Origin of the sequence: Salinigranum sp. (assembly GCF_041641895.1) — an archaeon.
In the GTDB taxonomy this organism is placed as follows: Archaea; Halobacteriota; Halobacteria; order Halobacteriales; family Haloferacaceae; genus Salinigranum.
The window spans coordinates 1-23,544 of sequence record NZ_JBEPXO010000001.1 but is presented as its reverse complement, the minus strand read 5'-3'; the positions used below and the strand labels follow the sequence as shown (position 1 = coordinate 23,544).

At 67.5% G+C, this 23,544-nt stretch carries 25 protein-coding genes; 16 read left to right on the top strand and 9 right to left on the bottom strand.

From position 1 onward, the window contains the following. Positions 1–29: 29 nt before the first annotated feature. From ACESK5_RS00125 to ACESK5_RS00115, 3 genes are all read right to left on the bottom strand, one after another. The gene (locus ACESK5_RS00125) at positions 30–737 is read right to left on the bottom strand and encodes a DUF4382 domain-containing protein (protein WP_372909502.1); all 708 of its coding nucleotides are present in this window, start codon (positions 735–737) and stop codon (positions 30–32) included. A 540-nt stretch (positions 738–1,277) separates the two neighbouring features. Continuing rightward, positions 1,278–1,925 (bottom strand): hypothetical protein, encoded by a 648-nt coding sequence (locus tag ACESK5_RS00120; protein WP_372909501.1) that lies wholly within the window; start codon positions 1,923–1,925, stop codon positions 1,278–1,280. Positions 1,926–2,102: 177 nt separating this feature from the next. Further along, a complete protein-coding gene (locus ACESK5_RS00115) occupies positions 2,103–2,336 on the bottom strand; it encodes a hypothetical protein (RefSeq protein WP_372909500.1) in 234 nt (77 codons plus the stop codon). Between the two features lie 191 nt (positions 2,337–2,527). On the opposite strand from ACESK5_RS00115, the gene ACESK5_RS00110 reads away from it, so the two are divergent. Together ACESK5_RS00110 and ACESK5_RS00105 are read left to right on the top strand one after the other, a co-directional pair. Next, positions 2,528–3,310: a beta-ketoacyl-ACP reductase gene (locus tag ACESK5_RS00110; RefSeq protein ID WP_372909499.1), complete on the top strand. Its 783-nt coding sequence runs from the start codon at positions 2,528–2,530 to the stop codon at positions 3,308–3,310. Between the two features lie 393 nt (positions 3,311–3,703). Then, positions 3,704–4,228, top strand: coding sequence for a type II toxin-antitoxin system death-on-curing family toxin (locus tag ACESK5_RS00105; RefSeq protein WP_372909498.1), 525 nt, complete (start codon positions 3,704–3,706; stop codon positions 4,226–4,228). 479 nt (positions 4,229–4,707) lie between these two features. Here ACESK5_RS00105 and ACESK5_RS00100 read toward each other — a convergent pair whose 3' ends face one another. Next, positions 4,708–5,820 carry an alanine--glyoxylate aminotransferase family protein gene (locus ACESK5_RS00100; protein ID WP_372909497.1) on the bottom strand — a complete coding sequence of 371 codons (1,113 nt, stop codon included), beginning with the start codon at positions 5,818–5,820 and terminating at the stop codon, positions 4,708–4,710. 9 nt (positions 5,821–5,829) lie between these two features. Beyond that, the gene (locus ACESK5_RS00095) at positions 5,830–6,264 is read right to left on the bottom strand and encodes a Rieske (2Fe-2S) protein (RefSeq protein WP_372909496.1); all 435 of its coding nucleotides are present in this window, start codon (positions 6,262–6,264) and stop codon (positions 5,830–5,832) included. Between the two features lie 32 nt (positions 6,265–6,296). Between ACESK5_RS00095 and ACESK5_RS00090 the strand changes: the two genes are divergently transcribed. Then, positions 6,297–6,800: an Lrp/AsnC family transcriptional regulator gene (locus tag ACESK5_RS00090; protein ID WP_372909495.1), complete on the top strand. Its 504-nt coding sequence runs from the start codon at positions 6,297–6,299 to the stop codon at positions 6,798–6,800. Between the two features lie 20 nt (positions 6,801–6,820). Here the strand turns inward: ACESK5_RS00090 and ACESK5_RS00085 are convergent, their stop codons facing one another. After that, the gene (locus ACESK5_RS00085; protein ID WP_372909494.1) at positions 6,821–6,979 is read right to left on the bottom strand and encodes a hypothetical protein; all 159 of its coding nucleotides are present in this window, start codon (positions 6,977–6,979) and stop codon (positions 6,821–6,823) included. 89 nt (positions 6,980–7,068) lie between these two features. After that, positions 7,069–7,704 (bottom strand): helix-turn-helix domain-containing protein, encoded by a 636-nt coding sequence (locus ACESK5_RS00080; protein ID WP_372909493.1) that lies wholly within the window; start codon positions 7,702–7,704, stop codon positions 7,069–7,071. A gap of 244 nt (positions 7,705–7,948) precedes the next feature. On the opposite strand from ACESK5_RS00080, the gene ACESK5_RS00075 reads away from it, so the two are divergent. The 13 genes from ACESK5_RS00075 (at position 7,949) to ACESK5_RS00015 (ending at position 22,270) form a co-directional block, all read left to right on the top strand. Further along, positions 7,949–8,536: a hypothetical protein gene (locus ACESK5_RS00075; RefSeq protein WP_372909492.1), complete on the top strand. Its 588-nt coding sequence runs from the start codon at positions 7,949–7,951 to the stop codon at positions 8,534–8,536. Then, positions 8,536–9,192: a ubiquinol-cytochrome c reductase iron-sulfur subunit gene (locus tag ACESK5_RS00070; RefSeq protein WP_372909491.1), complete on the top strand. Its 657-nt coding sequence runs from the start codon at positions 8,536–8,538 to the stop codon at positions 9,190–9,192. The genes ACESK5_RS00075 and ACESK5_RS00070 overlap by 1 nt, the downstream gene beginning before the upstream one ends. Then, positions 9,192–10,694 (top strand): cytochrome bc complex cytochrome b subunit, encoded by a 1,503-nt coding sequence (locus ACESK5_RS00065; protein WP_372909490.1) that lies wholly within the window; start codon positions 9,192–9,194, stop codon positions 10,692–10,694. Before ACESK5_RS00070 ends, ACESK5_RS00065 begins: the two co-directional genes overlap by 1 nt. Further along, positions 10,687–10,890: a hypothetical protein gene (locus ACESK5_RS00060; RefSeq protein WP_372909489.1), complete on the top strand. Its 204-nt coding sequence runs from the start codon at positions 10,687–10,689 to the stop codon at positions 10,888–10,890. The genes ACESK5_RS00065 and ACESK5_RS00060 overlap by 8 nt, the downstream gene beginning before the upstream one ends. Continuing rightward, a complete protein-coding gene (locus ACESK5_RS00055; protein ID WP_372909488.1) occupies positions 10,887–13,874 on the top strand; it encodes a molybdopterin-dependent oxidoreductase in 2,988 nt (995 codons plus the stop codon). Before ACESK5_RS00060 ends, ACESK5_RS00055 begins: the two co-directional genes overlap by 4 nt. Continuing rightward, a complete protein-coding gene (locus ACESK5_RS00050; protein WP_372909487.1) occupies positions 13,871–14,950 on the top strand; it encodes a 4Fe-4S dicluster domain-containing protein in 1,080 nt (359 codons plus the stop codon). The genes ACESK5_RS00055 and ACESK5_RS00050 overlap by 4 nt, the downstream gene beginning before the upstream one ends. Next, a complete protein-coding gene (locus ACESK5_RS00045) occupies positions 14,943–15,779 on the top strand; it encodes an ethylbenzene dehydrogenase-related protein (protein ID WP_372909486.1) in 837 nt (278 codons plus the stop codon). Before ACESK5_RS00050 ends, ACESK5_RS00045 begins: the two co-directional genes overlap by 8 nt. Continuing rightward, on the top strand, positions 15,776–16,555 hold the full coding sequence (locus ACESK5_RS00040) for a molecular chaperone TorD family protein (protein ID WP_372909485.1): 780 nt from the start codon (positions 15,776–15,778) through the stop codon (positions 16,553–16,555). The genes ACESK5_RS00045 and ACESK5_RS00040 overlap by 4 nt, the downstream gene beginning before the upstream one ends. Beyond that, positions 16,552–17,481 (top strand): hypothetical protein, encoded by a 930-nt coding sequence (locus ACESK5_RS00035; protein WP_372909484.1) that lies wholly within the window; start codon positions 16,552–16,554, stop codon positions 17,479–17,481. Before ACESK5_RS00040 ends, ACESK5_RS00035 begins: the two co-directional genes overlap by 4 nt. Then, positions 17,478–18,320: a HEAT repeat domain-containing protein gene (locus ACESK5_RS00030; RefSeq protein WP_372909483.1), complete on the top strand. Its 843-nt coding sequence runs from the start codon at positions 17,478–17,480 to the stop codon at positions 18,318–18,320. Before ACESK5_RS00035 ends, ACESK5_RS00030 begins: the two co-directional genes overlap by 4 nt. Positions 18,321–18,329: 9 nt before the next feature. After that, positions 18,330–19,703 (top strand): P-loop NTPase, encoded by a 1,374-nt coding sequence (locus ACESK5_RS00025; RefSeq protein WP_372909482.1) that lies wholly within the window; start codon positions 18,330–18,332, stop codon positions 19,701–19,703. 144 nt (positions 19,704–19,847) lie between these two features. Further along, positions 19,848–21,152: a histidinol dehydrogenase gene (gene hisD / locus ACESK5_RS00020; RefSeq protein ID WP_372909481.1), complete on the top strand. Its 1,305-nt coding sequence runs from the start codon at positions 19,848–19,850 to the stop codon at positions 21,150–21,152. An 86-nt stretch (positions 21,153–21,238) separates the two neighbouring features. Continuing rightward, entirely contained in the window at positions 21,239–22,270 is a 1,032-nt protein-coding gene (locus ACESK5_RS00015; protein ID WP_372909480.1) for a mechanosensitive ion channel family protein, read from the top strand. Between the two features lie 13 nt (positions 22,271–22,283). Here ACESK5_RS00015 and ACESK5_RS00010 read toward each other — a convergent pair whose 3' ends face one another. Both ACESK5_RS00010 and ACESK5_RS00005 read right to left on the bottom strand, forming a co-directional pair. Then, positions 22,284–22,688, bottom strand: coding sequence for a universal stress protein (locus ACESK5_RS00010; protein ID WP_372909479.1), 405 nt, complete (start codon positions 22,686–22,688; stop codon positions 22,284–22,286). Between the two features lie 45 nt (positions 22,689–22,733). Continuing rightward, positions 22,734–23,544 (bottom strand): 5'-nucleotidase C-terminal domain-containing protein (locus ACESK5_RS00005; protein ID WP_372909478.1); only part of this gene is annotated, 811 nt, incomplete at its 5' end.

The following is a 23,544-nucleotide window of genomic DNA, read 5'->3' as shown; positions in this document are numbered from 1 at the left end:
CGCCGTCCTCTTCCCGGGTCGCTCGTCGACTACCCTTCGGCCTCCGTCGGGGTGGGCGTCGCCGTCGCCGCTGACGTCGCCGTTCCCGTCGATGCGGGTGTCTCGCTCGGCGTCGACGCCGTCGTGGACGTCCCGTTCGGTGACGACCCGTCACTCGGTGTCTCCGGCGTCGACGTCGTCAGGTTCACCCCGGTCGCTGCGCCACTCGACGTGAGCGTGTACGTGCTGTTCTCTCCCTCGGTGACGGCCATGTCGACGAGGAGGGTCGTGTTCGACCCCGTCTCGACGGGGAACGCCGTGCGCACGTCGACCGTTCCGTTCGGGACGACCACCTCCACCGGTTCCCCCGACGCCAGCGTCGCCTCCTCGACGGACAGCGAGAGGACGACTGTCGTGTACCGCTCCCGCACGGGGAGACGAATCGTGTCGACGAACGCGGCCGAGTCGCCGCCAACGGTCGTCAGGTCGACAGTCGTGCGGTCCACTCGACGCTCGAACCGTTCCGGCGCGCTCTCGTTCGAGGGGGTGTTCGGGTCGCCGCTCGCGCGTTCCCCCGGGACGAAGGTGACCGCACTCACCGTCACGGTCAGTCGTTCGAACCCCTCGACGGGTCCTGCCTGGTTCCCGACGTAGACGTCGACGTCGGACGAGAGGTCCCTCCCGCCGGGACTCCCCGTACAGCCAGCGACGAGGACGAGTGCGAGAACGACGGCCAGTGCAGTGGTCCTCGGATGCATCTGTCGTCTGGCACGTCGGCGACATATAAATATCTCTGGATGTCACGGGTCGACGAGTGAGTGACGACCACTCCCGCGTCGCAACTGGTTTGTCCGTGCGCCGGCTACGTGCCGGTACACACCGCAGTCCCCGCCCGAGCAGGCCCACGAGGGCGCGATGACGCGCGGAGAACCCCGGTGTGGGACAGACGGGACCGCTCACACCCGCGCATCGAACGTGAGTCGCCCGGCACGAGGGTTTCCCGGTCGACGCGGCACGCCGCCCCGGGATGAGACCGGACGTTAGTGTTCCGGGTGTACATTTTCGAGTATCTTATTAGGATCGTCTGAAAATAATACAGATAGCTTCAGTCAGAGTCTATCGTTGAATGAGATTCACCCGTCGTATCCTCTCCTTTTGACGTATCACGGAAGCAGCCAATGATGACGTGCCTGGAATGAGGTCTGCCGGGAGTCCTGACATCTGTCAGGTTTGAATGACCGTGCTGAATACAGGGTGCGAGTCGAGTAACGCTTCTCTTGTGAAGTGTCGTCAGGTCCCTACTCCTGAGAGTTTGCTTTTCGGTCATAGGCCGTAACCTGATCTTCCTGAAGTTCGCTGAGGTGTCTGTAGCCGAACTTCGGATGCGTCCAGTACCAGTACGGATTAGTCGTTTCCCACCCCGCCCCGAGTTCGTTTAGAACAGCGTTCGATAGTCCAGTGAAGGAATACTCTTGACCGTCGTATCGCCATTTGACATTGTTGCTTCGGCCCTTCTTGCCAGTTACGACAGCTTGCCAGAACTCGTCCTCTGGATCCCAGCGTTCCTCTACCCCTTCCGGACACCAATCTGCTTCGAACATCGCTTCGTTGAACAGTATCTCATCGCCTTCTCGAACGACCCCCTGTTCGAGCAGAAGCTTGATTCCGCGAGGACGGCGTCCCTGACTATCGTGTTGTTTCTCTTGCTTCTCGCGCCGCTTCGTCATGTATTCCTCCGATTCGGGGACTGGGATGATTGGTTGGCCTTGGATGAGATACTCGCCCTCGAACTCGTATGTGCTCAGACGCACACAGGATATGTCCAGCCCGTACTCTTGATTGAGCCATAGGACTGGAGAGGTCACCTCCGTGCCGAAGTCACCAGCAGCGAGCAGTATCCGTGGCCGGTCGTCAAGCTCGAAGCTCGCCCACGTCGATTGCTTCATCGGTGTCCAGGAATCGCGCGAACCGATCGGCGACCTTCTCAGGAGACATATCGTCGCTATTGCGCCGGTTGTGGAACTCACGGTACAGCTGTTGGATATCTTCAGCCGTCAATGTCGAGCAGAAGCTTGCGTATTTCAGTGCCTGGAGATCGGTATTGCTGTCTGCGCGATCGCGCTTCAGTTCGATGACGACGACCTTCCCGCCCGATCGATTGCGAGCACGTCCAGTCGATCGAGCGTATTCTCGAACCCTGCGTACTCGGACGTTACGATGAGCAGTTCCTCGCCCAGTATCCGCGGCTCCTCAATCACCCACTCCTGAAGATCATCACGCTCTCGCAGCCCAAGCTCTGCCAACTTGTTCGTTGGCACGGGTTCGACGATACCCTCTCCGTCGATTCTGAATAGCATACTTCCAACACTGTGAGTGGGGTCTAATACCTGCTGCCAAGCACGATACTGACAGATCAATGAACAAGGTGGGAGACGGATTGCTGCATACACAGCGCATATCCAGCACGGGATGTTCTTACACAGTTGGGTCGTGATACCTGTTGTCTCACCAACTACTTCCCTCACCCGGGACGACTGGAGTGTAGACAATGTCTTTAGCCCCGCCTACAGTCGACAGACAGTCGGACACAGCCCTCGAAGGAAAGACCGTCGTCGTGACCGGTGCCTCCCGCGGGATCGGTCGCGGTATTGCAGAGGAATTGGGAGCTCACGGCGGGAATATTGCGGTCAACTACCGTTCCTCGAATGACAAGGCTACAGAGGTTGCCAGCCTCATAGACGAGGCAGCCGGAGAGGCCATCACCGTGCAGGGTGACGTTGCGGACTTGGAAGCCATGCAGACCATGGCCGACCAGGTCCACGACGAGTTCGGTGCAGTCGATGTGCTGGTGAATAACGCTGGGATCACGATGGATCACTCGTTTGAGCACATGACACCCGAGGAATGGCAGTCAGTCGTCGACGTCAACCTGACAGGCGTGTTCAACGTGACCAAGGCGTTCTATGAGGACATCAAAGAAGCCGACGAGGGCCGCATTATCAACATCTCCAGCATCATCGGCGAGGAGGGGAACTTCGGCCAAGCGAACTACGCCGCGTCGAAGGCAGGCGTCCACGGCCTCACCAGGACGCTTGCAAAGGAGTTGGCTCCGTCCGGGTCAACCGCGAACTGCGTCTCGCCTGGCTTCACAGAGACTGACATGCTCGACGACGTGCCCGAGACGATCCAAGAGAAAATCCGCGATGATATTCCGCTTTCCAACTTTGCCCAGACAGAGGACATAGCGGCCCTCGTCCGGTTCCTCGCCTCCGAAGAGTCGAGACACCTCACGGGTCAGGTCCTTTCGGTTTCCGGCGGACATAACCTGTAAACGGCTAGGTTTCTCGCGGGTCGTGAATGCGAAAAACGGTCCGTTCAGCACGACTTGGTCCCCAAACCCGGATGGACATTCCTGACGTGATGAATCGAGCCTCTGTATGTTGCACGCTATTTTTGACAGCGACTGGGGAGGTTTCTGCAGCCGTGCTGCAGATAGGGCGCATCGTCAGCACGTCCGCTACTCGGAGTACTCGAACATACCCCGTATTTTGCCTCTGTTGGACCGAACGGTTCACCTGCCACTCCAATCTTCCAGTCTGTTCGTCCACAACCTACCTGTCGCGTACGTCAGAGACTCACACCTTCGGAGAGAGAAACCAATAGGTCCGTCCGGTGTGGTGTTCCGCCGATGACCGACTCGGTCTGGTATCCGTCGGTCGACGACGTGCTCGACATCGACGAGGACATCGTCTCCGAGTATCCCGACACCAGCCCCGGCGTCCAGCGCCGTGCGGACATCGAATTCGTCCTGGAGTACGTCAGCGAAGGGAGTTTCCGTGAGGCCCCCGAAACGATTCACGAGAAGGCGTTTCATCTCCTTCGGCTCCTCGTCACCAATCATCCGTTCGTGGACAGCAACAAACGTACCGCGCTCAACACAACGGTTGTATTCTATCTACTCAACGGCTACCGATTCAACTGCGACAACGAAATCAGAGAGATACTGAAGCAGTTCGGGACGGACGAGACGGCGGCCGATGCGGATGCCGTGCTCGAATATCTCCGAACGAATACCACCGATGTCGACCTGAACGAAGTCGTCGCAGAGTGGCGAGACGACCTCGTCGAGTACGGGCTCGATCAACTCCGACAACGCGACGGACCCGAACGGTTAATCCGACCCGTAGACAACAACCATTCATGGCGACGGAAGAGCACACTGGCGAACGCACTCCACTCGACGACGTGATGGACGACATCCGTCGGGAACTGGTGTTGCGGGCCGCCAAGGCTGACCGGGACGAACACCGCGACATATACGACGCCCTCGAAAACGAGTAGGTATCCAGTAACTCGGCTGTTTACCAACCGTCTCTTCCGTATTCCACGTTCACCGAGCTTACTAGTAGAAACTCGCTCAGTAGTGTTCCGGGCGACAACTTCCATACACCGTCCGAACTGTGCTGCTCACCGCTGACCGTGGGAGGTTCCGCGAGCCGGCAGTGCATCCATCCCGGAGTGGCGACAGTGACACCGGACACTCGGCTCGCCCCGGCAGTTCGCTCCACGCTGAACGTCTCTCCACGCGTCTGTTCACTGTCGGCGCTGGTCGACGACATGTTTCCCCGACAACTCCCACGGACGGATGGCTCCGCTCGTACAGCAACCGGTCGTCACGCGAGACGAAGCGGCGTGGACGACGCTGAGGTCCCTCCTGAACGGACGGGTCTACAGCCCCGCGACGTCCTCGATGGCGTCGGTCAACGCCTCGATGGACTCGACGTCGTGTTCGCCCATGTGGCCGATGCGGAACGTCTTCTCACCGAGCGTCGACCCGTACCCGTTCGAGAAGACCATGTCGTACCGCTCCGACACCTCGTCGATGGTCGCGGCCACGTCGATGCCCTGTGTGTTCTCGATGCAGGCGACGGTCTGTGACTCGTAGCCCTCCTCGGGAAACATGGCGAAGTGCTCGGACGCCCACTCGCGGGTGTACTCGGCCATCTCTCGGTGGCGCTCGCTCCGCCCCTCGTGGCCCTCTTCGAGCATGTGCTTCATCTGCTTGCGGTACGCGAGCATGACCGGAATCGCCGGCGTCGAGTGGGTCTGGCCCTTCCGGTCGTAGTAGTCGATACACCGCTGGAAGCCGCCGTACCACGACGCCGACTCCTTCTCGAGTTCCCGCTCGTACGCCTCGTCGCTCACGACGCAGATGGCCAAGCCCGGCGGCATCGCGAACGCCTTCTGCGACGAGGCGAAGATGACGTCGATACCGTGGGCGTCGATGTCGACGTAGTCGCCGCCCAGCGACGACACCGCGTCGACGACGAAGTACGTGTCGGGGTAGTCGGCGACGACGTCGCCGATCTCTTCGATGGGGTTCCTGACGCCCGTGGAACTCTCGTTCATCACACAGCCCACGACGTCGTACCCCTCGTCGCTCCGTTCGAGCGCCGTGCGGACGTCCTCTGGCTTGACGGCCTGCCCCCACTCGTACCCCAGTCGGTCGACGTCCTTGCCGAGGCGCTCGGCGACGTTCGCGAACCGCTCCGAGAAACTCCCCGACGTCCCGACGAGGATGTTCTCGTCGACGAGGTTCAGCGTCGCCGCCTCCCAGAACTCCGTCCCCGACGCCGTGAGGACGATGACGTCGTTGTCGGTGCCGAGGAACGTCTTCGTGTCCTCGACGATGGTCGTGTAGAGGTCCGTCATCCGGTCCATCCGGTGACCGAACATCGGCTGAGCCATCGCCTCGACGACGTCGTCTCGCACCTCTGTCGGGCCGGGGATGTACAGTTTCTTGTTCGGGTAGTCGTCTGTGTACTCTCGTTTCTGTGTCACGGAAACCACCTAGGTACGGTCCTCTCTGCAGGCGGGTGGCAAGGTCCTTTTGATTCCACCGACGGCACCGGGGGACTCGCCCGTGAGCGGGTCGAAGTCCCAGCCGTGCCAGGGGCACCGTAGGAGGCCGTTCTCGATAGAGTCCTCGCCGAGTGGGCCGCCCTGGTGGGCAGGCGTTGTCGATGGCGACGTACTCCCCCCTGGTAGTGAGTAACACAGACGGTCGTTCCACCCAGCGTGACCGCCGTCACGCGGCCCTCGGGGAGTTCGTCGGCAGCGAGCGCGCGGTACCAGCGCGTCTCGCGCCCGGCGTCGGGTGTGGGGTCGGTCGTCACGATACCGTCCACTCGCCGATGGGTGGCATAACCGTATCCGCCGTGTGCGGGTGCCGCAGGAGCCTCCGGCGTTCGCTCGGTCGCCGAGACGGGACCACCGGAACGACAACGTTCATGCGGCAGGGCCGTGGTAAGACGGACATGACCCTCGAGGGACTCGACGACCTGGACCGAGCGATCCTCGGCGCGCTCCAGCGCGACGCGCGCCACACCTCCTCGGGCGAGATCGCAGAGCGAATGGACGTCTCCGCGTCGACCGTCCGCAAGCGCATCCAGCGGCTCGAATCGGAGGGCATCATCACTGGCTACCGCGCGACTGTCGACTACGAGCAGGCCGGCTACCCGCTCTACATGCTGCTCATCTGTACCGCCCCGATTCCCGAGCGCGAACGGCTCGCCGACGAGGCGCTCACCGTCCCCGGCGTGGTCGACATCCGCGAAATCGCTACCGGGTCGGAGAACGTCATGGTGACCGTCGTCGCCGCGGACGCGGAGGAGTTGACGGCGACCGCCCGTCGACTCGTCGAACTCGGACTGACCATCGGCGAGGAGGAACTCATCCGCGGCGACCGGTCGACTCCGTTCGACGGCTTCGCCTCCGTGACGGCCGAGGCCGCCGAGTCAGCCGACGCCGACGAATCGTGAGCACGCCGCCCCGCGATTACTCACCCCTCGCGGTCGGGCGTCAGTCTGGTGAAGTCGTCCGCTTCGACGCTCCCTCCACACAGCACACAGCCCTCGGCGAGGAGTTCCGCCCGGATGCCGCTGTCGACGGTGGTCTCGACGTCGCAGGCAGTGCAGTCGAAGACGAACTGGCTCGTCATCCCCGTCCCCCGTCGTAGAGAACCACGCGGGACCGCACGATGACCGTAGACCCCACATCGTGTGGGGGTTGAAACGCCGGCCTCCCCGCTCAGCTGTCGAGGACCGCGTCGAGGAGTTTCGACTGCGCCGCGGCGAGGTGTTCGGCGAACGTCGAGCGGTTGATGTCGAGCGCCGCCGACACCTCAGTCGCGTTCGACCCGCGCGGGTGTTCGAAGTAGCCCATCCGGTGGGCCGTCTCCAGTATCTCGCGCTGTCTGTCGGTGAGCGCCGTGCGGTCGACGAAGACGAGGTCGGTCTCCCCGTCCTGGTGTCCCGAGCGGGTCAGCCGACGGAGCGAGACGTCCTCGAACGTGTCGCGCAGGTCGGCGACGATGTCGCGGAGCGCGTCGAGGTCGCTGACGACGAACGAGAGCACCACCGCACCGTCGTCGGCTCCGACGTGGCGCGTCGGCGTGTCGTGGCGCTCGACGAACTCACAGGCACAGTCGGTCCCCGACTGGGAAGTGCGCTCGAACCGGTAGACCGCTCGCTCGCCGTACTGGAACACCTCGGCGACGTCGTCGAGGTCGGCGTCCGCGTCCGCGGTGAACTCCACCGTCGTGGACGAGTCGGTGGGGTCGGCCGCACGGGTCACGGACTCAACGTCGACCGTCTCCGAGGCCTCGACGACACGGCAGACCGAGCCGGTCACTTCTAGCTCGGCGTGGACGCCACTGTCGACCATTCGGGAACCGATACCACGCTTCGACGTAAAGGCGCTTCGGAGGCTCGGGTCGCTCTCTCACGGGACTCCGTCACACACTTGAACACCCCGCACTCTATGGCTCTCTCGTTACCGGAACTGCCCGACAGTTTGAGACGGACAGCGTCATGGCATCTCTCGGTCTCCAGTCCGTCGGCTGGCTCGGGCGACAGATACCACCGGACACTGCCGGTGGCTCCGGGTGTGGCGAACGAGGTGAGGCGCGGTGAAGCGCGAGACGGCCGTCGTGCTCGCGCTCGTGGCGGCGGTCCTCCTGCCGATGTGGTTCGTCGCGCTGCACGGCGAGCCACCGAGCGAGGAGATCGAAATCGACCAGAGCGTCACGGAGATGCGGCCGCTCGCCGACATCGTCGACACGCCGGAGAAACTCGCCCCGAGTCAGGTCGGCGTCGTCGTCTGGGTTGCCCTCTTCGGTCTGGTCGCCGTCCTCACCGCGGTCCACCGGTTCATGGACTCGGCGGTCCGTCCCGCCGACGCTGACCGCGGTGACACCGACGGCGCCGTCACCGACGGCGGCCAGGTCGGCCTGCCGTGGTTCCACACCGACTCCCGGTGGGTCGTCGAGTACCACGACGCCTCGGACGCCATCGAGGGGATCCTGGCGATGGGCGGGCTGACCATCCTCGCCATCGTCTTCGCCGCCCTGTTCACCGGCGAGTACCTCACCCTCGCGCGCACGCAGTACTTCGGCGTCTACGCGACGGGGATGTTCGTCTCGCTCGCGCTCTCGACGGTGGCGTACTACGCGTGGTTCCTCCCGCACATCGAAGTCGCCGAACGGAGGGGTCACTGATGGCGCCCGACGCCGACACGACCGACCGCTCGGACCGCTGTGCGACGTGTTCGGACGCCGCGGGTTCGGACTCCCGTACGGGTCCGAGCATCTTCGACGACACCCGGGGCGCGCTGGCGCGGCGCGACTACGCGAAGCTCCTCGCCACCGTCGGCGGCCTGACCGCCGTCGGGAGTCTCGCCGCGCCGCTGGCCGGACTGACGCGCGTGTTCGAGCGCTCCTACACCGGCCCCGTCTACTCGGACGGCATCTACCTCGTCGACGCCGAGGGTGAGCGCCTCTCCGAGTCGACACTGGCGGAGGGCGAACAGACGACGGTCTTCCCCGAGCCACGGCCCGGCATCGAGCGGGCGCCGACGCTGCTCGTTCGCCGGCCCGAGGACGCCTACGGCGGCGAGACCCGGATGGAGTACACCGTCGGGGGCTACGCGGCCTACTCGAAGGTCTGCACTCACGCCGGTTGTATGGTCTCCGACGAGGAGAACGGGACGCTCGTCTGCCCGTGTCACTTCGGCAAGTTCGACCCCACGTCGGGGGCGGCCGTCGTCGGTGGCCCGCCGCCGCGAGCGCTCCCACAGCTGCCGATTACGCTCTCCAGCGACGGCTACCTCGTCGCCACGGGCGACTTCGAAGAGCCGGTCGGGGTGGGTGAGTGATGTCCCGACTCGACCGCCTGACCGACGACGCGGCCGACGCTGGCGCCCGCACGTACGAGTGGCTCGACGTCCGGTTCGACCTCGACTCGGGGCGCGAGTTCCTCGGCAAGGCGTTCCCCGCCGAGGACTCGTTCCTCCTCGGCGAAGTCGCCCTGTTCTGCTTCCTGATGCTCGTCCTCACCGGCCTCTTCCTGGGGATGTTCTTCGAGCCCTCGGCGAGCGACGTCGAGTACGAGGGGTCGGTCGAGAAGTTCCAGGGCGAGGAGGTGCCGGAGGCGTTCGCGAGCGTGCTGCACATCACCTACGACGTCCCGTTCGGGATGTTCATCCGGCGGATGCACCACTGGGCCGCCCACCTGTTCGTCGCCTCCATCGGTCTGCATATGCTCCGGGTGTTCTTCACCGGCGCGTACCGGAACCCGCGCGAACCGAACTGGCTCGTCGGGACGGGTCTGGCGGGCCTGGCGATGGGCGCAGCCTACACCGGCTACGCGCTCCCGTTCGACGAGTTCGCCGCGACGGCGACGAGCATCGGCTACAACCTCGCCATCTCGGTCCCGCTGGTCGGCGAGACCATCGGGAAGGCGTTCTTCGGCGGGGAGTTCCCCTCCAGCGCCACCATCCCGCGTCTGTACTTCCTCCACGTGCTCGTCATCCCCGTCGTCATCGGCGTCCTGCTGGCGGTCCACATGACCATCCTGCTCCGCCAGAAACACACCGAAGCGCCCCGCGACGATGACGTCCCGGGCCCGTCTCGCCGACGGGACGACGGCGTCGGGGGCGCACGAGCAGACGGAGCCGGCACGAACGACGGGACTGCGGCGAGCGACGGGGGGACGCCGACCCGCTCGCGGGACGACGCCGCGACGGGGGCGGTCCCACGGGACGACGACAGCGTGGTCGTCGGCCTCCCGGCGTTCCCGAATCAGGCGGCCGTCAGCGCCGTCGTGTTCTTCCTCACGCTGGCGACGCTCTCGACGCTCGCGGGCTTTCTCCCCGTCCACAACATCGCGGAGTACGGCCCGAACGACCCCGCCAGCACACCCGCACTCATCATGCCGGACTGGTTCCTCATGTGGGTGTACGGCTTCCTGAAGCTCCTCCCCTCGTGGCTGAGCGTCACTATCCCGCCCGGCATCCACGTCTCGGCGGAGTTCGTCGGCGGCGTCCTCCTGCCGACGCTCGTGTTCGGTGCCGTCGCCGTCTGGCCGTTCGTCGACTACCACTCGCGACCGGTCCACTTCACGGCGAACCCCCTCGATCGGCCCTGGCAGACTGCCGTCGGCGTCGGCGCCGTCCAGTTCATCATGATCGCCTCCATCGCGGGGATGAACAACCTCCTCGCTCGCGCCGTCGACGTCGGCACCGGGCCGATCAACCAGGTTCTCCTCGTCGCGCTTCTCGTGGTCCCGGTCGGCTCCGCGTTCGTCACGTACCGCGTGCTCGGCGACGACGACACGACGGAGTCCGGGGGCACGACGGAGGTGACGGACGGTGACTGAGCGCGACCTGTCGCGTCCGCGCCTCTCCCCCGAGCGGTATCGACATCTCGACCGCGCGAGCAAACTCCTCGGCGTGGGACTCGTCGCGCTCGGACTCGACGCCGGCGGCGACACCGTCGTGGGACTCACGCTCGGCGTGGTCGGCGCAGCAGTAGCACTGACGACGGTTTTCGTCCGGAGACACCAGTACGAATGAACGGACCCGACACCCCCAACGACGCTCGAACCGACCGCAAACGCGACGGAATCGCACCGGACCGAGACGATCAAGATAACGACGACGCCCCGCAGGTCGGTGACCCGGCGGGCGACCCCGCACGGTCCGTCGAGGACGGAGGCGACGGCTCCGTCTCTCGCCGGCGGTTCCTCGAAGGCGTCGGTATCGCCTCCCTCCTCGGAGTCGGCGGGGCGACGGCCACCGACGCGGGCGACGGCCTGTTCCAGATGGACGGCCTCGACACCGTCGGCGACACCATCGGCGGCTACGAGTACCGCGACTGGGAGGACCTCTACCGCGAACAGTGGGACTGGGACTCCGTCTCCCGCTCCACCCACAGCGTCAACTGTACCGGGTCGTGCTCGTGGAACGTCTACGTCAAGAACGGGCAGGTCTGGCGGGAGGAGCAGTCGGGCGACTACCCCCGGTTCGACGAGAGCCTCCCGGACCCCAACCCGAGAGGCTGTCAGAAGGGGGCCTGTTACACCGACTACGTCAACGCCGACCAGCGCATCAAGCACCCGCTGAAACGCGTCGGCGAACGCGGCGAGGGGAAGTGGCAGCGCATCTCGTGGGACGAGGCGCTCACCGAGATTGCGGAGCACGTCGTCGACGAGGTGCAGGCGGGCCGGTACGACGCCATCAGCGGCTTCACCCCGATTCCGGCGATGAGTCCCGTCTCCTTCGCGGGCGGGTCACGGCTCGTCAATCTCCTCGGCGGGGTGAGCCACTCCTTCTACGACTGGTACTCCGACCTCCCGCCGGGCCAGCCCATCACCTGGGGCACCCAGACGGACAACGCCGAGAGCGCCGACTGGTACAACGCGGACTACCTCGTCGCGTGGGGGTCGAACGTCAACGTCACGCGCATCCCCGACGCGAAGTACTTCCTCGACGCGGGCTACAACGGGACGAAACGCGTCGGCGTCTTCACCGACTACTCGCAGACGGCCATCCACACCGACGAGTGGATTTCGCCCGAACCCGGTACCGACACCGCGCTGGCGCTCGGGATGGCCCGGACCATCGTCGACGAGGAGCTGTACGACGAGGCCCACCTGAAAGAGCAGACGGACATGCCGCTGCTCGTCCGCGAGGACACCGGGAAGTTCCTCCGCGCGAGCGAGGTTCTCTCGGTACGGACGGACGCCGACCGTCCCGAGTGGATGCTCCTGATGGTCGACTCGGCGGGGCAACTCCGAGAGGCTCCCGGGTCGCTGGGTGAGCGAGACGGCCAGCGCGACGACTCGAAGAGCATCGAACTCGGCTTCGACCCGCGACTGGACGTCGAGACGCAGGTGGCGACGACGGACGGGTCCGTCACCGTCCGAACCGTCTGGAATCACCTTCGCGACGAACTCGCCGAGTACGACCCCGAGACGGTCCACGAGACGACCGGCGTGGGCGAGCAGACCCACCAGCGGGTCGCCCGGGAGTTCGCCGAGGCCGAGAAGGCGAAAATCATCCACGGCAAGGGCGTCAACGACTGGTACCACAACGACCTGGGCAACCGCGCGATTCAGCTGCTCGTCACTCTGACCGGCAACCTCGGCGAACAGGGGACGGGGCTCGACCACTACGTCGGCCAGGAGAAGATCTGGACGTTCCACGGCTGGAAGACGCTGTCGTTCCCCACGGGGAGCGTCCGGGGGGTTCCGACGACGCTGTGGACCTACTACCACGCCGGCATCCTCGACAACACCGACCCCGACACGGCGGAGAAGATCAGAGAGGCAATCGACGAGGGCTGGATGCCCGTCTACCCCGAGGAGCGCGACGACGGCTCCCGGCCGGACCCGACGACCATGTTCGTCTGGCGGGGGAACTACTTCAACCAGGCGAAGGGGAACGTCGCCGTCGAGGAGGAACTGTGGCCGAAACTCGACCTCGTCGTCGACATCAACTTCCGGATGGACTCGACCGCGCTCTACTCCGACATCGTCCTCCCGACGGCGAGCCACTACGAGAAGCACGACCTGTCGATGACGGACATGCACACCTACGTGCACCCGTTCACGCCGGCGGTCGAACCGCTCGGGGAGTCGAAGACCGACTGGCAGATATTCCGCGAACTCGCCGAGAAGATACAGGACGTCGCCACCGAACGGGGCGTCGAACCCATCGAGGATAGAAAGTTCGACCGCGACATCGACCTCCAGTCCGTCCACGACGACTTCGTCCGCGACTGGAGCACCGGCGAGGCGGGCGCACTCGCGGAGGACCGAGCGGCGTGTGAGTACATCCTCGAACACTCCGAGGAGTCCAACCCCGAGGGCACGGACGAGCAGATAACGTTCGCCGACACGGTCGAACAGCCCCAGCGCCTGCTCGCGGCGGGCGACCACTGGACCTCCGACATCGAAGACGGCGAGGCGTACGCGCCGTGGAAGGACTTCGTCCAGGACAAGAACCCCTGGCCGACGGTGACGGGCCGACAGCAGTACTACGTCGACCACGACTGGTTCCTCGAACTCGGCGAGGAGTTGCCGACGCACAAGGAGGGGCCACGGGACACCGGCGGCGACTACCCGATGGAGTACAACACCCCCCACGGTCGGTGGTCCATCCACTCGACCTGGCGGGACAACGAGACGCTGCTCCGACTCCAGCGCGGCGAACCGGTCGTCTACCTCCACCCCGCCGACGCCGAGGAACGAGGGATCGAGGACGGCGACACGGTCGAGGTGTTCAACGACCTCGCCACCGTGGAGCTCCAGGCGAAGATTTACCCGAGCAGCCAGCGCGGCACCGCGCGGATGTACTTCGCGTGGGAGCGGTTCCAGTTCGCGAACGACACCAACTTCAACTCGCTCGTGCCGATGTACATGAAACCCACCCAGCTCGTCCAGTACCCCGAGGAGTCCGGCGAACACCTCTACTTCTTCCCCAACTACTGGGGCCCGACGGGCGTCAACAGCGACGTCCGCGTCGACGTCCGGAAGGCGGGAGGTGACGACGGATGAGCGCCGACGGGACGGAGACGCCCACCGGTGAAGCCGGCGAGGGGGTCGACCTCGCGGAGGGCATCGACCACCAGGTGGCGATGGTGATGGACCTGAACAAGTGCATCGGCTGTCAGACCTGTACCGTCGCGTGCAAGTCGCTGTGGACCGAGGGCGGCGGCCGCGACTACATGTACTGGAACAACGTCGAGACCAAGCCCGGGAAGGGCTACCCGCGCGACTGGGAGGAGTCCGGGGGCGGCTGGACCGGTGAGGGCCACACGGAGCGTGACCCCGGGCAGATACCCAGCCAGGAGGACTACGGCGAGGCGTGGGAGTTCAACCACGAGGAGATCATGTACGAGGGGAGCGACGAGCCCCTGCGACCCCAGTCGGACCCCGAGTGGGGGCCGAACTGGGACGAGGACCGGGGGGCCGGCGAGTATCCCAACTCCTACTACTTCTACCTCCCGCGCATCTGCAACCACTGCACGCACCCCTCCTGCGTCGAGGCCTGCCCGCGCAAGGCGATGTACAAGCGCGAGGAGGACGGCATCGTCCTCATCGACCAGGAGCGCTGCCGCGGCTACCGTTACTGCGTCGAGGGCTGCCCGTACAAGAAGGTGTACTACAACGCCGAGACCAAGACGTCCGAGAAGTGCATCTTCTGTTACCCGCGCATCGAGGGGGAGGGGCCCGACGGCGAGACGTTCGCGCCCGCCTGCGCGGAGGAGTGCCCGCCGCAACTCCGGCTCGTCGGCTTCCTCGACGACGAGGCTGGCCCCATCTACAAACTCGTCGAGGAGTACGAGGTAGCCCTGCCCCTCCATCCGGAGTACCAGACCCAGCCGAACGTCTACTACATCCCGCCGTTCGCGCCGCCACAGCACTCCGAGGACGGCGAGTCGGTCGACGTCGACCGCATCCCCCGGACCTATCTGGAGGAACTGTTCGGCGAGCGGGTCCACGAGGCGCTCGACACCATCGAACGGGAGCGCGAGAAGGTCGACCGCGGCGGCGAGAGCGAGCTGCTCGACCTGCTGACCGACACGAACCCCGCGCGGAAGTACCGGCTGGAGGTCTTCGACGATGGCTGACTGGGGGGTAGACACCACCGCGGTCACGGCGGCCGTCGTCGCCGCGCTGGTCGTTCTGACCGTCGCCGTCGGCCCCACGGCGGTGACCGCACGCCCGGCGAACCAGATTCCCGTCGAGTCGGTGTCGGCCGACGCCGCGCCGCAGGAACCGACGGGCGACGCGTGGGACACCGTCCCCGCGGTGGAGGTGCCGCTGTCGAGTGCGCCGAGCGGGCTGCCGAACGCGAGCGACACCTCCGTCGAGTCGCTCCGCGTCCAGTCGGCCCACACGGACGACCGGTTCTACCTCCGGCTGTCGTGGCGCGACGGGACCGCGGACCGCAACGCCTCGTCGCCACGAGCGTTCCTCGACGCCGTCGCCGTGCAGTTCCCGGTCAACACCAGCGCCCGTCCCCCCATCGCGATGGGGAGCACCCGGAACCTGGTGAACGTCTGGTACTGGAGCGCCGACGGCACCTCGGAGGAACTGCTCGCCGGCGGGGCGGGGACGACCACCGCGTTCGACGAGTCGCGGGTCCGGACGGCGACGACGTACGACGACGGCCGGTGGACGGTCGTCGTGTCGCGACCCGTCGCGGGTGAGACGGCGAACCGGACCCGGCTCGCCGTCGACCGCGACGTCGACGTCGCGTTCGCGGTGTGGAACGGTTCGCACATGGAGCGGTCGGGCCGCAAGTCGGTGAGCGAGTGGTACCACTTCCCGCTCGGTCCCGGTCCGCAGGGACCGCCGTACGAGACAATCCTGTGGACCATCGCGGGACTGGCCATCGTCGGCGTCGCCCTGGTGACCATCAGCGCCGTGCGGGCCGCGGGGGAGGAGCAGGGATGAGCACCGATGGAGACGCCGACGCCGGGGCAGTCGCGGAGGGAGACGGGGACGCGAACGCGGAGACGACGCACGGCCGCGAGCGACTCGACCACGACCGGGTCGACACGGCGGCCGCCGCCCGCGGCGGGGTGTACGCGCTCGTCGCGACGCTGTTCGACGAACCCGACGGGGCGACCTACGCGCAGTTGGCCGCGGGCGACGCCGACGCCACCTGCCGGGCGCTCGTCGACGCCACCGACCTGGCAGTCGACTCACCGGACCTGACCGTCGACGAGCCACACGACCTGCTCTGTGCGCGGTTCAACGACCTCTTCACCGTCGGCTACGCGGAGTACACCGACCGGACGGACGGGTCGCTCGAGGCCGACGGCCCGCCCGTGTCGCTGTACGAGTCTGCGTACCGGCCGGAGGCGTCGTGGAATGACGTGAACCTCGACCTCGCACGGGCGTACGACTACTTCGGCCTGGAGGTCGACCAGTCGGCCCGCGACAACCACGACTTCCTCCCGTACCTGCTGGAGTTCGCCGGCTACCTCGCGCGACACGAGGCGACCGGGTCCACGGCCGCCGCGCGAGCGCGACTCGACTTCCACGACCGACACCTCCACGTGCTTGCCGACGGACTCGCCGAGCGGATGGCCGAGCAGGGCGGGACGAGCATCTACGGCGAACTCGCCGACTTCCTGCGGCGCTTCGTCGCCGCCGACCAGGCCGCGCTCGCCGCCCGCTTCGAGGGCAGTGGGGTCGACGAGGGCGAGGGGGGTGAGCGCGGGTGAGCGGCTCTTCCGACCGGACGCCCGGGCCCGTCCACCTCGGCGAGCGTCTCGGTGACCGCCTCGCCCCCGTCGTCGGACTGTCGCCGCGCTTGCACGTCTCGACACGGACCCTCGCCGGTCTCTGTGGCCTCGTCCCCGTCGCGCTGGCGACGCTGTACCGGGTCGTCCACAACGCGCCCGGGGCCCTCCCCGCGGACGTCGTCGCGGTGGCGACCGGTGCGCTCCCCGTCGCCGTCGGGGGACCGGCCGCCGCGGCCCTGCTCCTCGCGGTGACCGACCCGCGACCGCTCGTCCGGGTCGGACTCGTCTTCGCCGGTGGCTTCGGCGCCCTCGCGGCACTGTCCACTGCCGCGTGGCTCCCGGCGGCCGTCGGCGTCACCGCGGGCGGGGGTGTCGTCTTCGCGGCCCACGTCGGGCGTGCGGCCCCACCGCGGCGACTCCGCACGACTGCCGTCGCGGGCGTCCTCGTGGCCGCCGTCTGCGTCTCGCTCGCGGCGACTGCCGGCGTCGACCCGGGGACGCTACGGCCGCTCGGGTCGGCAGTCGCACTCGCCGGTGTGGCGCTGACACCCCTCGTCGCCGGCTACGGTCGACTGGGCGTGCTCGCTGGCGCGCTCGCCGGTCTCCTGACCGTCGGCGCCGCGACCAGCGCCCCGTACGTCGCCGGTGCGGTCCTCCTCGTCGGCGGGGGCGTCGTCAGCGCGCCGCTCGGCCTCGTCGTCCTCGCGGCCGCCGGGGGCGTCACCGCCCTCGTCACCGCAGTCCACCGGGGACAGGGAGCCGTCGCGCTCGGGGTCTGTCTGCTGCTCGTCGCCGGCGTCCCCGCAACAGTCCTCGGCGCGCTGGCGGTGGTCGTCGCTGTCGCGTTGCTCGCCGACCCCGTCGAACCAGCAGAGACCGCCACCGGGGGAGGTGTCCGGTCGTGAGAGACGAGGAGGAGGCGACCGACGGCCCGCCCGACCCACAGCTCCACCCCGAGCGGAGTCCCGGGTTCGGGGAGGACCCGGTCGGACTCGAGGACATCGAGGTGGACCGCGACGTCACCATCGGCGAGGCCTCGCTCGACGAACTCGCCGCGAGCGACACCGAACCCGTCGAGGACGACACCCTCGACGACCTCCTCACGCTCCTGACCGGCGACGACGCCGTCGAGCGGCGCCTCGCCGCGCTCGGACTCGCCGAACGCGACCCCACCGAGCGGACGGTGCGGGCGCTCGCCCGCGCCGCGACGACCGACGACGACGCGGAGGTCAGACAGTTCGCCGTCGAGGCGCTGGCGAAACAGGGCGACGGGGACGGCCTCGCCGCCGAGACGGCGTGCGCGCTGACCGACGACCCGGAACCGTGGGTCCGTGCGGAGGCCGTGGTCTCGCTGGACCGCCTCGACCGCGCGACCCACGAGCAGGTCATCGAGCGGAAACTCGACGACGACCACCACGCGGTCCGCCGGAACGCGCTCGTCTCGCTGTTCAAACACCGCGGCGAGAACGCGCTTCCCGAACTCCTCGCGGCCGCCGAGGACCCGAGCGAACGGGTGCGGGAGTGGTCCGCACACCTGCTCGGCGGCGTCGACGACGACCGGGCCGACGAGACCCTCCGCGCCATCCGCGCCGACGAGTCGGAACCCGACATCGTCCGCAAGACGGCCGCGAAGGCGCTGGAGGTCGATGCGGGGAGTTTCCGCCGACAGTTCAGCGGGACCCTCGCGGAGACCGACCGAACCCTGCCGGGCGAGGACGCCCTCAACCGAACGCCGAACCTCTGAGGACACGAGATGACCGAGCACACCCAGACACCGACCGACGTACCGTCCGAACCGGACGACGCGACTGACCTGCAGGAACGAGTCGAAGCGGCGCTCCGGACCGTCCGCGACCCCGACGCCGGCGTGAACGTCTTCGAGGCTGGCCTCGTCGAGTCCCTCGACGTCGAGGTCGGACAGGACGGCCACGATGGCCGTCACCCTGACGGCGAGAACGACAGCGACGACGACGCTGGCGACGACAGCGACGGCGGCGGCGCGGTGGTCGTCGGCGCGAGCGTGACCGAGTTCGACGACGAGCACGCACAGGGGGTGATGCGCGCCATGCTCGAGGCGGTCCGCGACGTTCCGGGCGTCGACCGTGCCCACGTCGAACCCGTCGCCCCGACGGCGACCGACGAGGACACCGGCGTCGCCGGCTTCGACACGGTCATCGCCGTCGCCAGTGCGAAGGGGGGCGTCGGCAAGTCGACGGTCGCGACGGGCCTCGCGTGTGCGCTGGCGGCAGACGGGGCGACGGGCCTGCTCGACGCGGACGTCCACGGCCCGAACGTCCCCGAACTGCTCGACGTCTCCGGCCCAATCCACTCCGACGACGAGGGGAACCCCCTCCCCGTGACCGTCGCCGGCGCGGAGGCGACGCTCGACGTGATGAGTGTCGGCCTGATGGAGTCGGGCGCCCCGCTGGCGTGGCGCGGCGCGATGGCGCACGACGCGCTGACCGAACTGTTCGAGACGACGGCGTGGACCGCTGACGACACGCTCGTCGTGGACCTGCCGCCGGGGACGGGCGATGTCGTCCTGACGACGCTTCAGGAAGTCGCGGTCGACGGTGTGGTCGTCGTGACGACGCCGTACCCGGCCAGCCTCGCGGACACCCGCCGGAGCGTCGACCTGTTCCGCGACAACGACGTGCCCGTCCTCGGCGCGGTGCTCAACATGGGGTCGTTCACCTGCCCGTCGTGTGGCGACACCCACGACCTCTTCCCCGGGAGCAGTCCGGCGGAGACGCTCCCCGCGCCCGTCCTCGCGGAGGTGCCGTTCGAGACCGAGTTGCAGGAGACACCGACGCCCGGGTCGGTCCCCGCCCCGATGGCGCGACTCGCCGACGCCGTCCGCGACGCGGCGGAGACGGCGTGGGAGGTCGACGTCCCCGACGACGCCGTCGACATCCGGGGGGACGCACCCGAGACGCGACGCGAGCGGGTCCGGTCGCGGTTCACCGCGCTCGACTCGGGGTCGACGTTCACGCTCGTCAGCGACCGCGACCCGACACCGGTCCGGGAGTTCCTCGCGCGCCTCGCCGACTGTCGGCCGGCCGACGTCGACGCCGAGGTGGAACGGCGGACGCCGGCCGACTGGGTGCTCACCGCGACGCGTCCCTGACGCGCAGTCGACGACGGACAGGACGGTCCAGTGGGGGGTGCGTCCGACCGGCCGCCGCGTCGTTGGCCGCGGACGACTGCCGGGAGCGACGTCGGCGACCGACGAGTCGGAACGTCTTTTCTGCCGCCCTCGCTACACCGGGGTATGGACCTCGATTCCGACCTCGACCTCGACGTCCGCGCGGTCGGCGACCTCCGCCCGGCGGAGCGGGAGGCGCTGTTCGAGCGCGACGCCGGCGTCGCCGAGATTCGCGGCGACGTCCGCGACATCACGACGCGCGTCCGCGACGAGGGTGACGTCGCCGTCCGGGAGTTCTCCCGCGACTTCGACGACGTCGAAGTCGGCAACCTCGACGTGACCGACCAGGCCGAACGCGCCGTCAGGGAGGTGGACGACCGGGTGCTGGCGGCGATTCGGACGGCCGTCGACAACGTCCGGTCGTTCCACGAGCGGCAGGTACCCGACGACTGGCGCGTGGCGGAGGAGGGTCGCGAACTCGGCCGGCGTTTCCGCCCGATCGAGCGCGTCGGCGTCTACGTCCCCGGCGGAGCCGCCGCGTACCCGTCGAGCGCGGTCATGGGCGTCGTCCCCGCCGTCGTCGCCGGCGTCGAACACGTCGCCGTCGCCACACCGCCCGCCGACGAGATGAACCCGGTCACGCTCGCGGCCATCCACGAGGCCGGTGCGGACAGGGTGTACGCGATCGGCGGCGCACAGGCCGTCGCCGCCCTCGCGTACGGCACCGACACCGTCGACCGCGTCCAGAAGGTCGTCGGCCCCGGCAACCGGTGGGTGACGGCGGCGAAGGCCGAGGTCCGCGGCGACGTCGAAATCGACTTCCTCGCCGGGCCCTCGGAGATACTGGTGCTGGCCGACGACACCGCGACGCCGGAGTACGTCGCCGCGGACCTGCTCGCGCAGGCCGAACACGACCCGAACGCGTCGGTGGTCTGCGTCACCGATTCGGAGGCAGTCGCCGAGGCGGTGGTCGCGGCGGTGGCGAAACGGCTCCCCGACCGCGCGCGTGCCGAGACTGCCCGTGAGGCCCTGGAAAACGACGCCTCCGGCGTCTTCCTCGCGCGGTCGATGCCCGAGGCCGTCCTCTTCGCCGAGGAGTACGCCGCCGAACACCTCTCCATCCAGGCCGACGACGACGAGGCGCTCCTCGACCGTCTCTCGAACGCCGGGAGCGTCTTCCTCGGGCCGTTCACGCCGGTGGCGGCCGGCGACTACGCGTCGGGGACCAACCACGTCCTGCCGACGGGCGGCGGCGCGCGCCTCCACGGCGGCCTCTCCGTCGACACGTTCCTCCGGTCGTCGACGGTCCAGCGACTGTCGAGAGGGGCGCTCGACGACCTCTCGGAGACCATCACGACGCTCGCGGAGGCCGAAGGACTGGAGGCTCACGCCGAGAGCGTCCGGACGCGTCTGCGCGACGACGACGCGTGACGTATCGCGGCGGGAGCGCTCGCCCCGTCCGCCGAACGCACGACGGGGAGGACAACCCTTTTTTGTAGTTGCGCCGAGCGTTCCCCATGGACCCCCTCGTGGTGCTGCAGGCGGCGGACGAGCCCACGCTGGCGGACGTCTTGCCGGGGTGGATGCAGTTCCCCGGGTGGCGGCTCGTCGTCGTCGTCGCCATCCTCGTGATCGGGGCGTACGCCTCGAAGTATCTCGTCCGCCTCCTCGGCCGGCCCATCGCACGGCGGTTCGAGCGCCAGAGCGTCGCCCAGACCGCCCTCAAGGGCGCGCGGGTGGTGACTATCCTCCTCGCTGGCGCGTTCGCGCTCAACGTCGTCGGCATCGAACTGGGGAACATCGTCCTCTCCGTGACGGTGCTTTCGGCAGTAATCGGTATCGTCCTCGCGCCGATTATCGGGAGCGCTATCAACGGGCTGTTCATCCTCGCCGACCAGCCGTACGAGATCGGCGACATGATCGAACTCGACGACGGACGGCGGGGATTCGTCGACGACATCACCCTCCGCTACACCAAGATGTTCACACTCGACAACACGTTCCTCGTCATCCCGAACTCCACCATCCGCGACCGCGACGTCGTCAACTTCTCCGCCGAAGACGAACGGACACGGCTCAGCCTCGACGTGCTCGTGACGTACGAGTCCGACATCGACGAGGCGCGCCGACTGCTCGAACAGGCGGGGAGTCAGTGCGACATGGTCATCGAGGGAGGCCCAGACATCCGCATCGGGAGCGCGCGGTACCCTGCGAAGCCGACGGCGTACATCGACCAGTACGCCGACCACGGCATCAACCTGCAGCTTCGCTACTGGGCGAAGAAGCCGTACAAGCTCGGAACCGTCCGCTCGCGCGTGCTGACCAACCTGGGCGAACTCCTCGCCGAGAACGGCCAGAACGTCGAGATGGCCTACCCGCACCAGCACCTCGTGTTCGACGAGACGAGCGGTGTCGCACAGGCACAGGTCGCGCTGGGCAACGGCACCGGACGGGAGTGGGACGGCGAGACGGGCTCTGGTCGGGACGTCGATGGTGACGCCGACGCCGACGGCAGACGGCCTCTCTCTCGGCAGGACCGCGAGGGCTGAACTGAACGGGGACTCAGTCGGCGCGGACGGTGACGACCTGGCAGTCGAGTTTCTCCTCCAGGAACGTCTCGATGTTGGGGTCGTCGAGGAACCGTTTGACCATCGTCCGCCACCGGGAGGCCTGCTTGGTACCGATGACGACGATGTCGGCCGACTCGGCGGCGACCTCTTCGAGGATGGTCTCCTCGACGAGGAAGCCCCGTCGGACGACGTACCGGGCGCGGTCGATCGACCCGACCGCACGCTCGGCGGCCCGCTTGAGGTCGGCACGGGTCACCCCACGGGAGTCCTGATAGAGGTCGACGTGGAGGACGGTGATGTCCGCGTCCTTCTCGCGGGCGATTCGAACGGCCTCTCGTAGTGTCGCTTCGGAGGGCTCCGACAGCGGATACCTGACCGGAACCACGACGCGGGTCATGTCCGGGGGAAAACGCTCCGGTGGCCTGAACGTTTCTGTTGCGGCTCATTTCCGGATTCGCCCCTCGACGCTCGCGTCGAGGCCCTCCGCCCGCGCGTACGACCAGAGCACCTCGTACTGGATACCGACCTCGCCCGCGCGGTGGTGCTGGTCCAGCGTGGGGAACTCGTGGTCGGTGTGGAGGAGGTAGTCCGAGGTGCCGACCGTGTACGTCGCTGCCGGGTCGAGTGGTTCGTCGGCCACGAAGACGTCCGCCAGGCCGTCGTCGCCGACCGTCATCGAGACGCCGCTCACGTGTCCGTGCCACCAGTCGGGGTCGCCGAACGTGAGGTTCTCCCCCGCCGACTCGGTGAGGATGGCCACGAGTTCCGCTCCCGTCACCTCCGCAGTGACTACCTGCTCCTCGAAGGGGACGATACTCACCAGGTCGCCGGTCGTGACCTTACCCGAGAGGGGCGGTCCCTGGCGGATGCCGCCGCTGTTCTGGAGGCCGACGTCGGCGTCGGTGGCCCATCGGTACGCGTCGGCGACGAGGTTGCCGATGCGACACTCCCCGCCGAAGACCGTCTCGTGGTCTCTGTAGAGCGGGTCGTCGACGTGCGCGACGACTTCGTCGAAGCCGGCCGTGGCGACGCGGCGTTCGAGGGCCGACACGAGCGGTTCGTACGGGTCCGCAGCGGCCGTCTCGTGCAGCGTCACCACCCCCGTCGCGAGGTCGACCTCGCAGACAGCCTCGCCGTTGACCCCCGGGCGGGTACAGCGCGTCCCCGTCACCAGTTCGTTCCGGCGACTGTGGACGTGGCCGCCGAGGACGACGTCGACGCCGTCGATAGCTGCGAGCGCGTCGTCGCCCGCC

Bases quoted from the DNA above. Each gene is read 5' to 3' on its own strand.
- hisD (WP_372909481.1), top strand. From the start codon at position 19,848: ATGGACCTCGATTCCGACCTCGACCTCGACGTCCGCGCGGTCGGCGAC.
- ACESK5_RS00040 (WP_372909485.1), top strand. From the start codon at position 15,776: ATGAGCACCGATGGAGACGCCGACGCCGGGGCAGTCGCGGAGGGAGAC.
- ACESK5_RS00025 (WP_372909482.1), top strand. From the start codon at position 18,330: ATGACCGAGCACACCCAGACACCGACCGACGTACCGTCCGAACCGGAC.
- ACESK5_RS00045 (WP_372909486.1), top strand. From the start codon at position 14,943: ATGGCTGACTGGGGGGTAGACACCACCGCGGTCACGGCGGCCGTCGTC.
- ACESK5_RS00055 (WP_372909488.1), top strand. From the start codon at position 10,887: ATGAACGGACCCGACACCCCCAACGACGCTCGAACCGACCGCAAACGC.
- ACESK5_RS00065 (WP_372909490.1), top strand. From the start codon at position 9,192: ATGTCCCGACTCGACCGCCTGACCGACGACGCGGCCGACGCTGGCGCC.
- ACESK5_RS00050 (WP_372909487.1), top strand. From the start codon at position 13,871: ATGAGCGCCGACGGGACGGAGACGCCCACCGGTGAAGCCGGCGAGGGG.
- ACESK5_RS00090 (WP_372909495.1), top strand. From the start codon at position 6,297: ATGACCCTCGAGGGACTCGACGACCTGGACCGAGCGATCCTCGGCGCG.
- ACESK5_RS00120 (WP_372909501.1), bottom strand. From the start codon at position 1,925: ATGAAGCAATCGACGTGGGCGAGCTTCGAGCTTGACGACCGGCCACGG.
- ACESK5_RS00115 (WP_372909500.1), bottom strand. From the start codon at position 2,336: ATGCTATTCAGAATCGACGGAGAGGGTATCGTCGAACCCGTGCCAACG.
- ACESK5_RS00010 (WP_372909479.1), bottom strand. From the start codon at position 22,688: ATGACCCGCGTCGTGGTTCCGGTCAGGTATCCGCTGTCGGAGCCCTCC.
- ACESK5_RS00015 (WP_372909480.1), top strand. From the start codon at position 21,239: ATGGACCCCCTCGTGGTGCTGCAGGCGGCGGACGAGCCCACGCTGGCG.
- ACESK5_RS00125 (WP_372909502.1), bottom strand. From the start codon at position 737: ATGCATCCGAGGACCACTGCACTGGCCGTCGTTCTCGCACTCGTCCTC.
- ACESK5_RS00085 (WP_372909494.1), bottom strand. From the start codon at position 6,979: ATGACGAGCCAGTTCGTCTTCGACTGCACTGCCTGCGACGTCGAGACC.
- ACESK5_RS00080 (WP_372909493.1), bottom strand. From the start codon at position 7,704: ATGGTCGACAGTGGCGTCCACGCCGAGCTAGAAGTGACCGGCTCGGTC.
- ACESK5_RS00070 (WP_372909491.1), top strand. From the start codon at position 8,536: ATGGCGCCCGACGCCGACACGACCGACCGCTCGGACCGCTGTGCGACG.
- ACESK5_RS00110 (WP_372909499.1), top strand. From the start codon at position 2,528: ATGTCTTTAGCCCCGCCTACAGTCGACAGACAGTCGGACACAGCCCTC.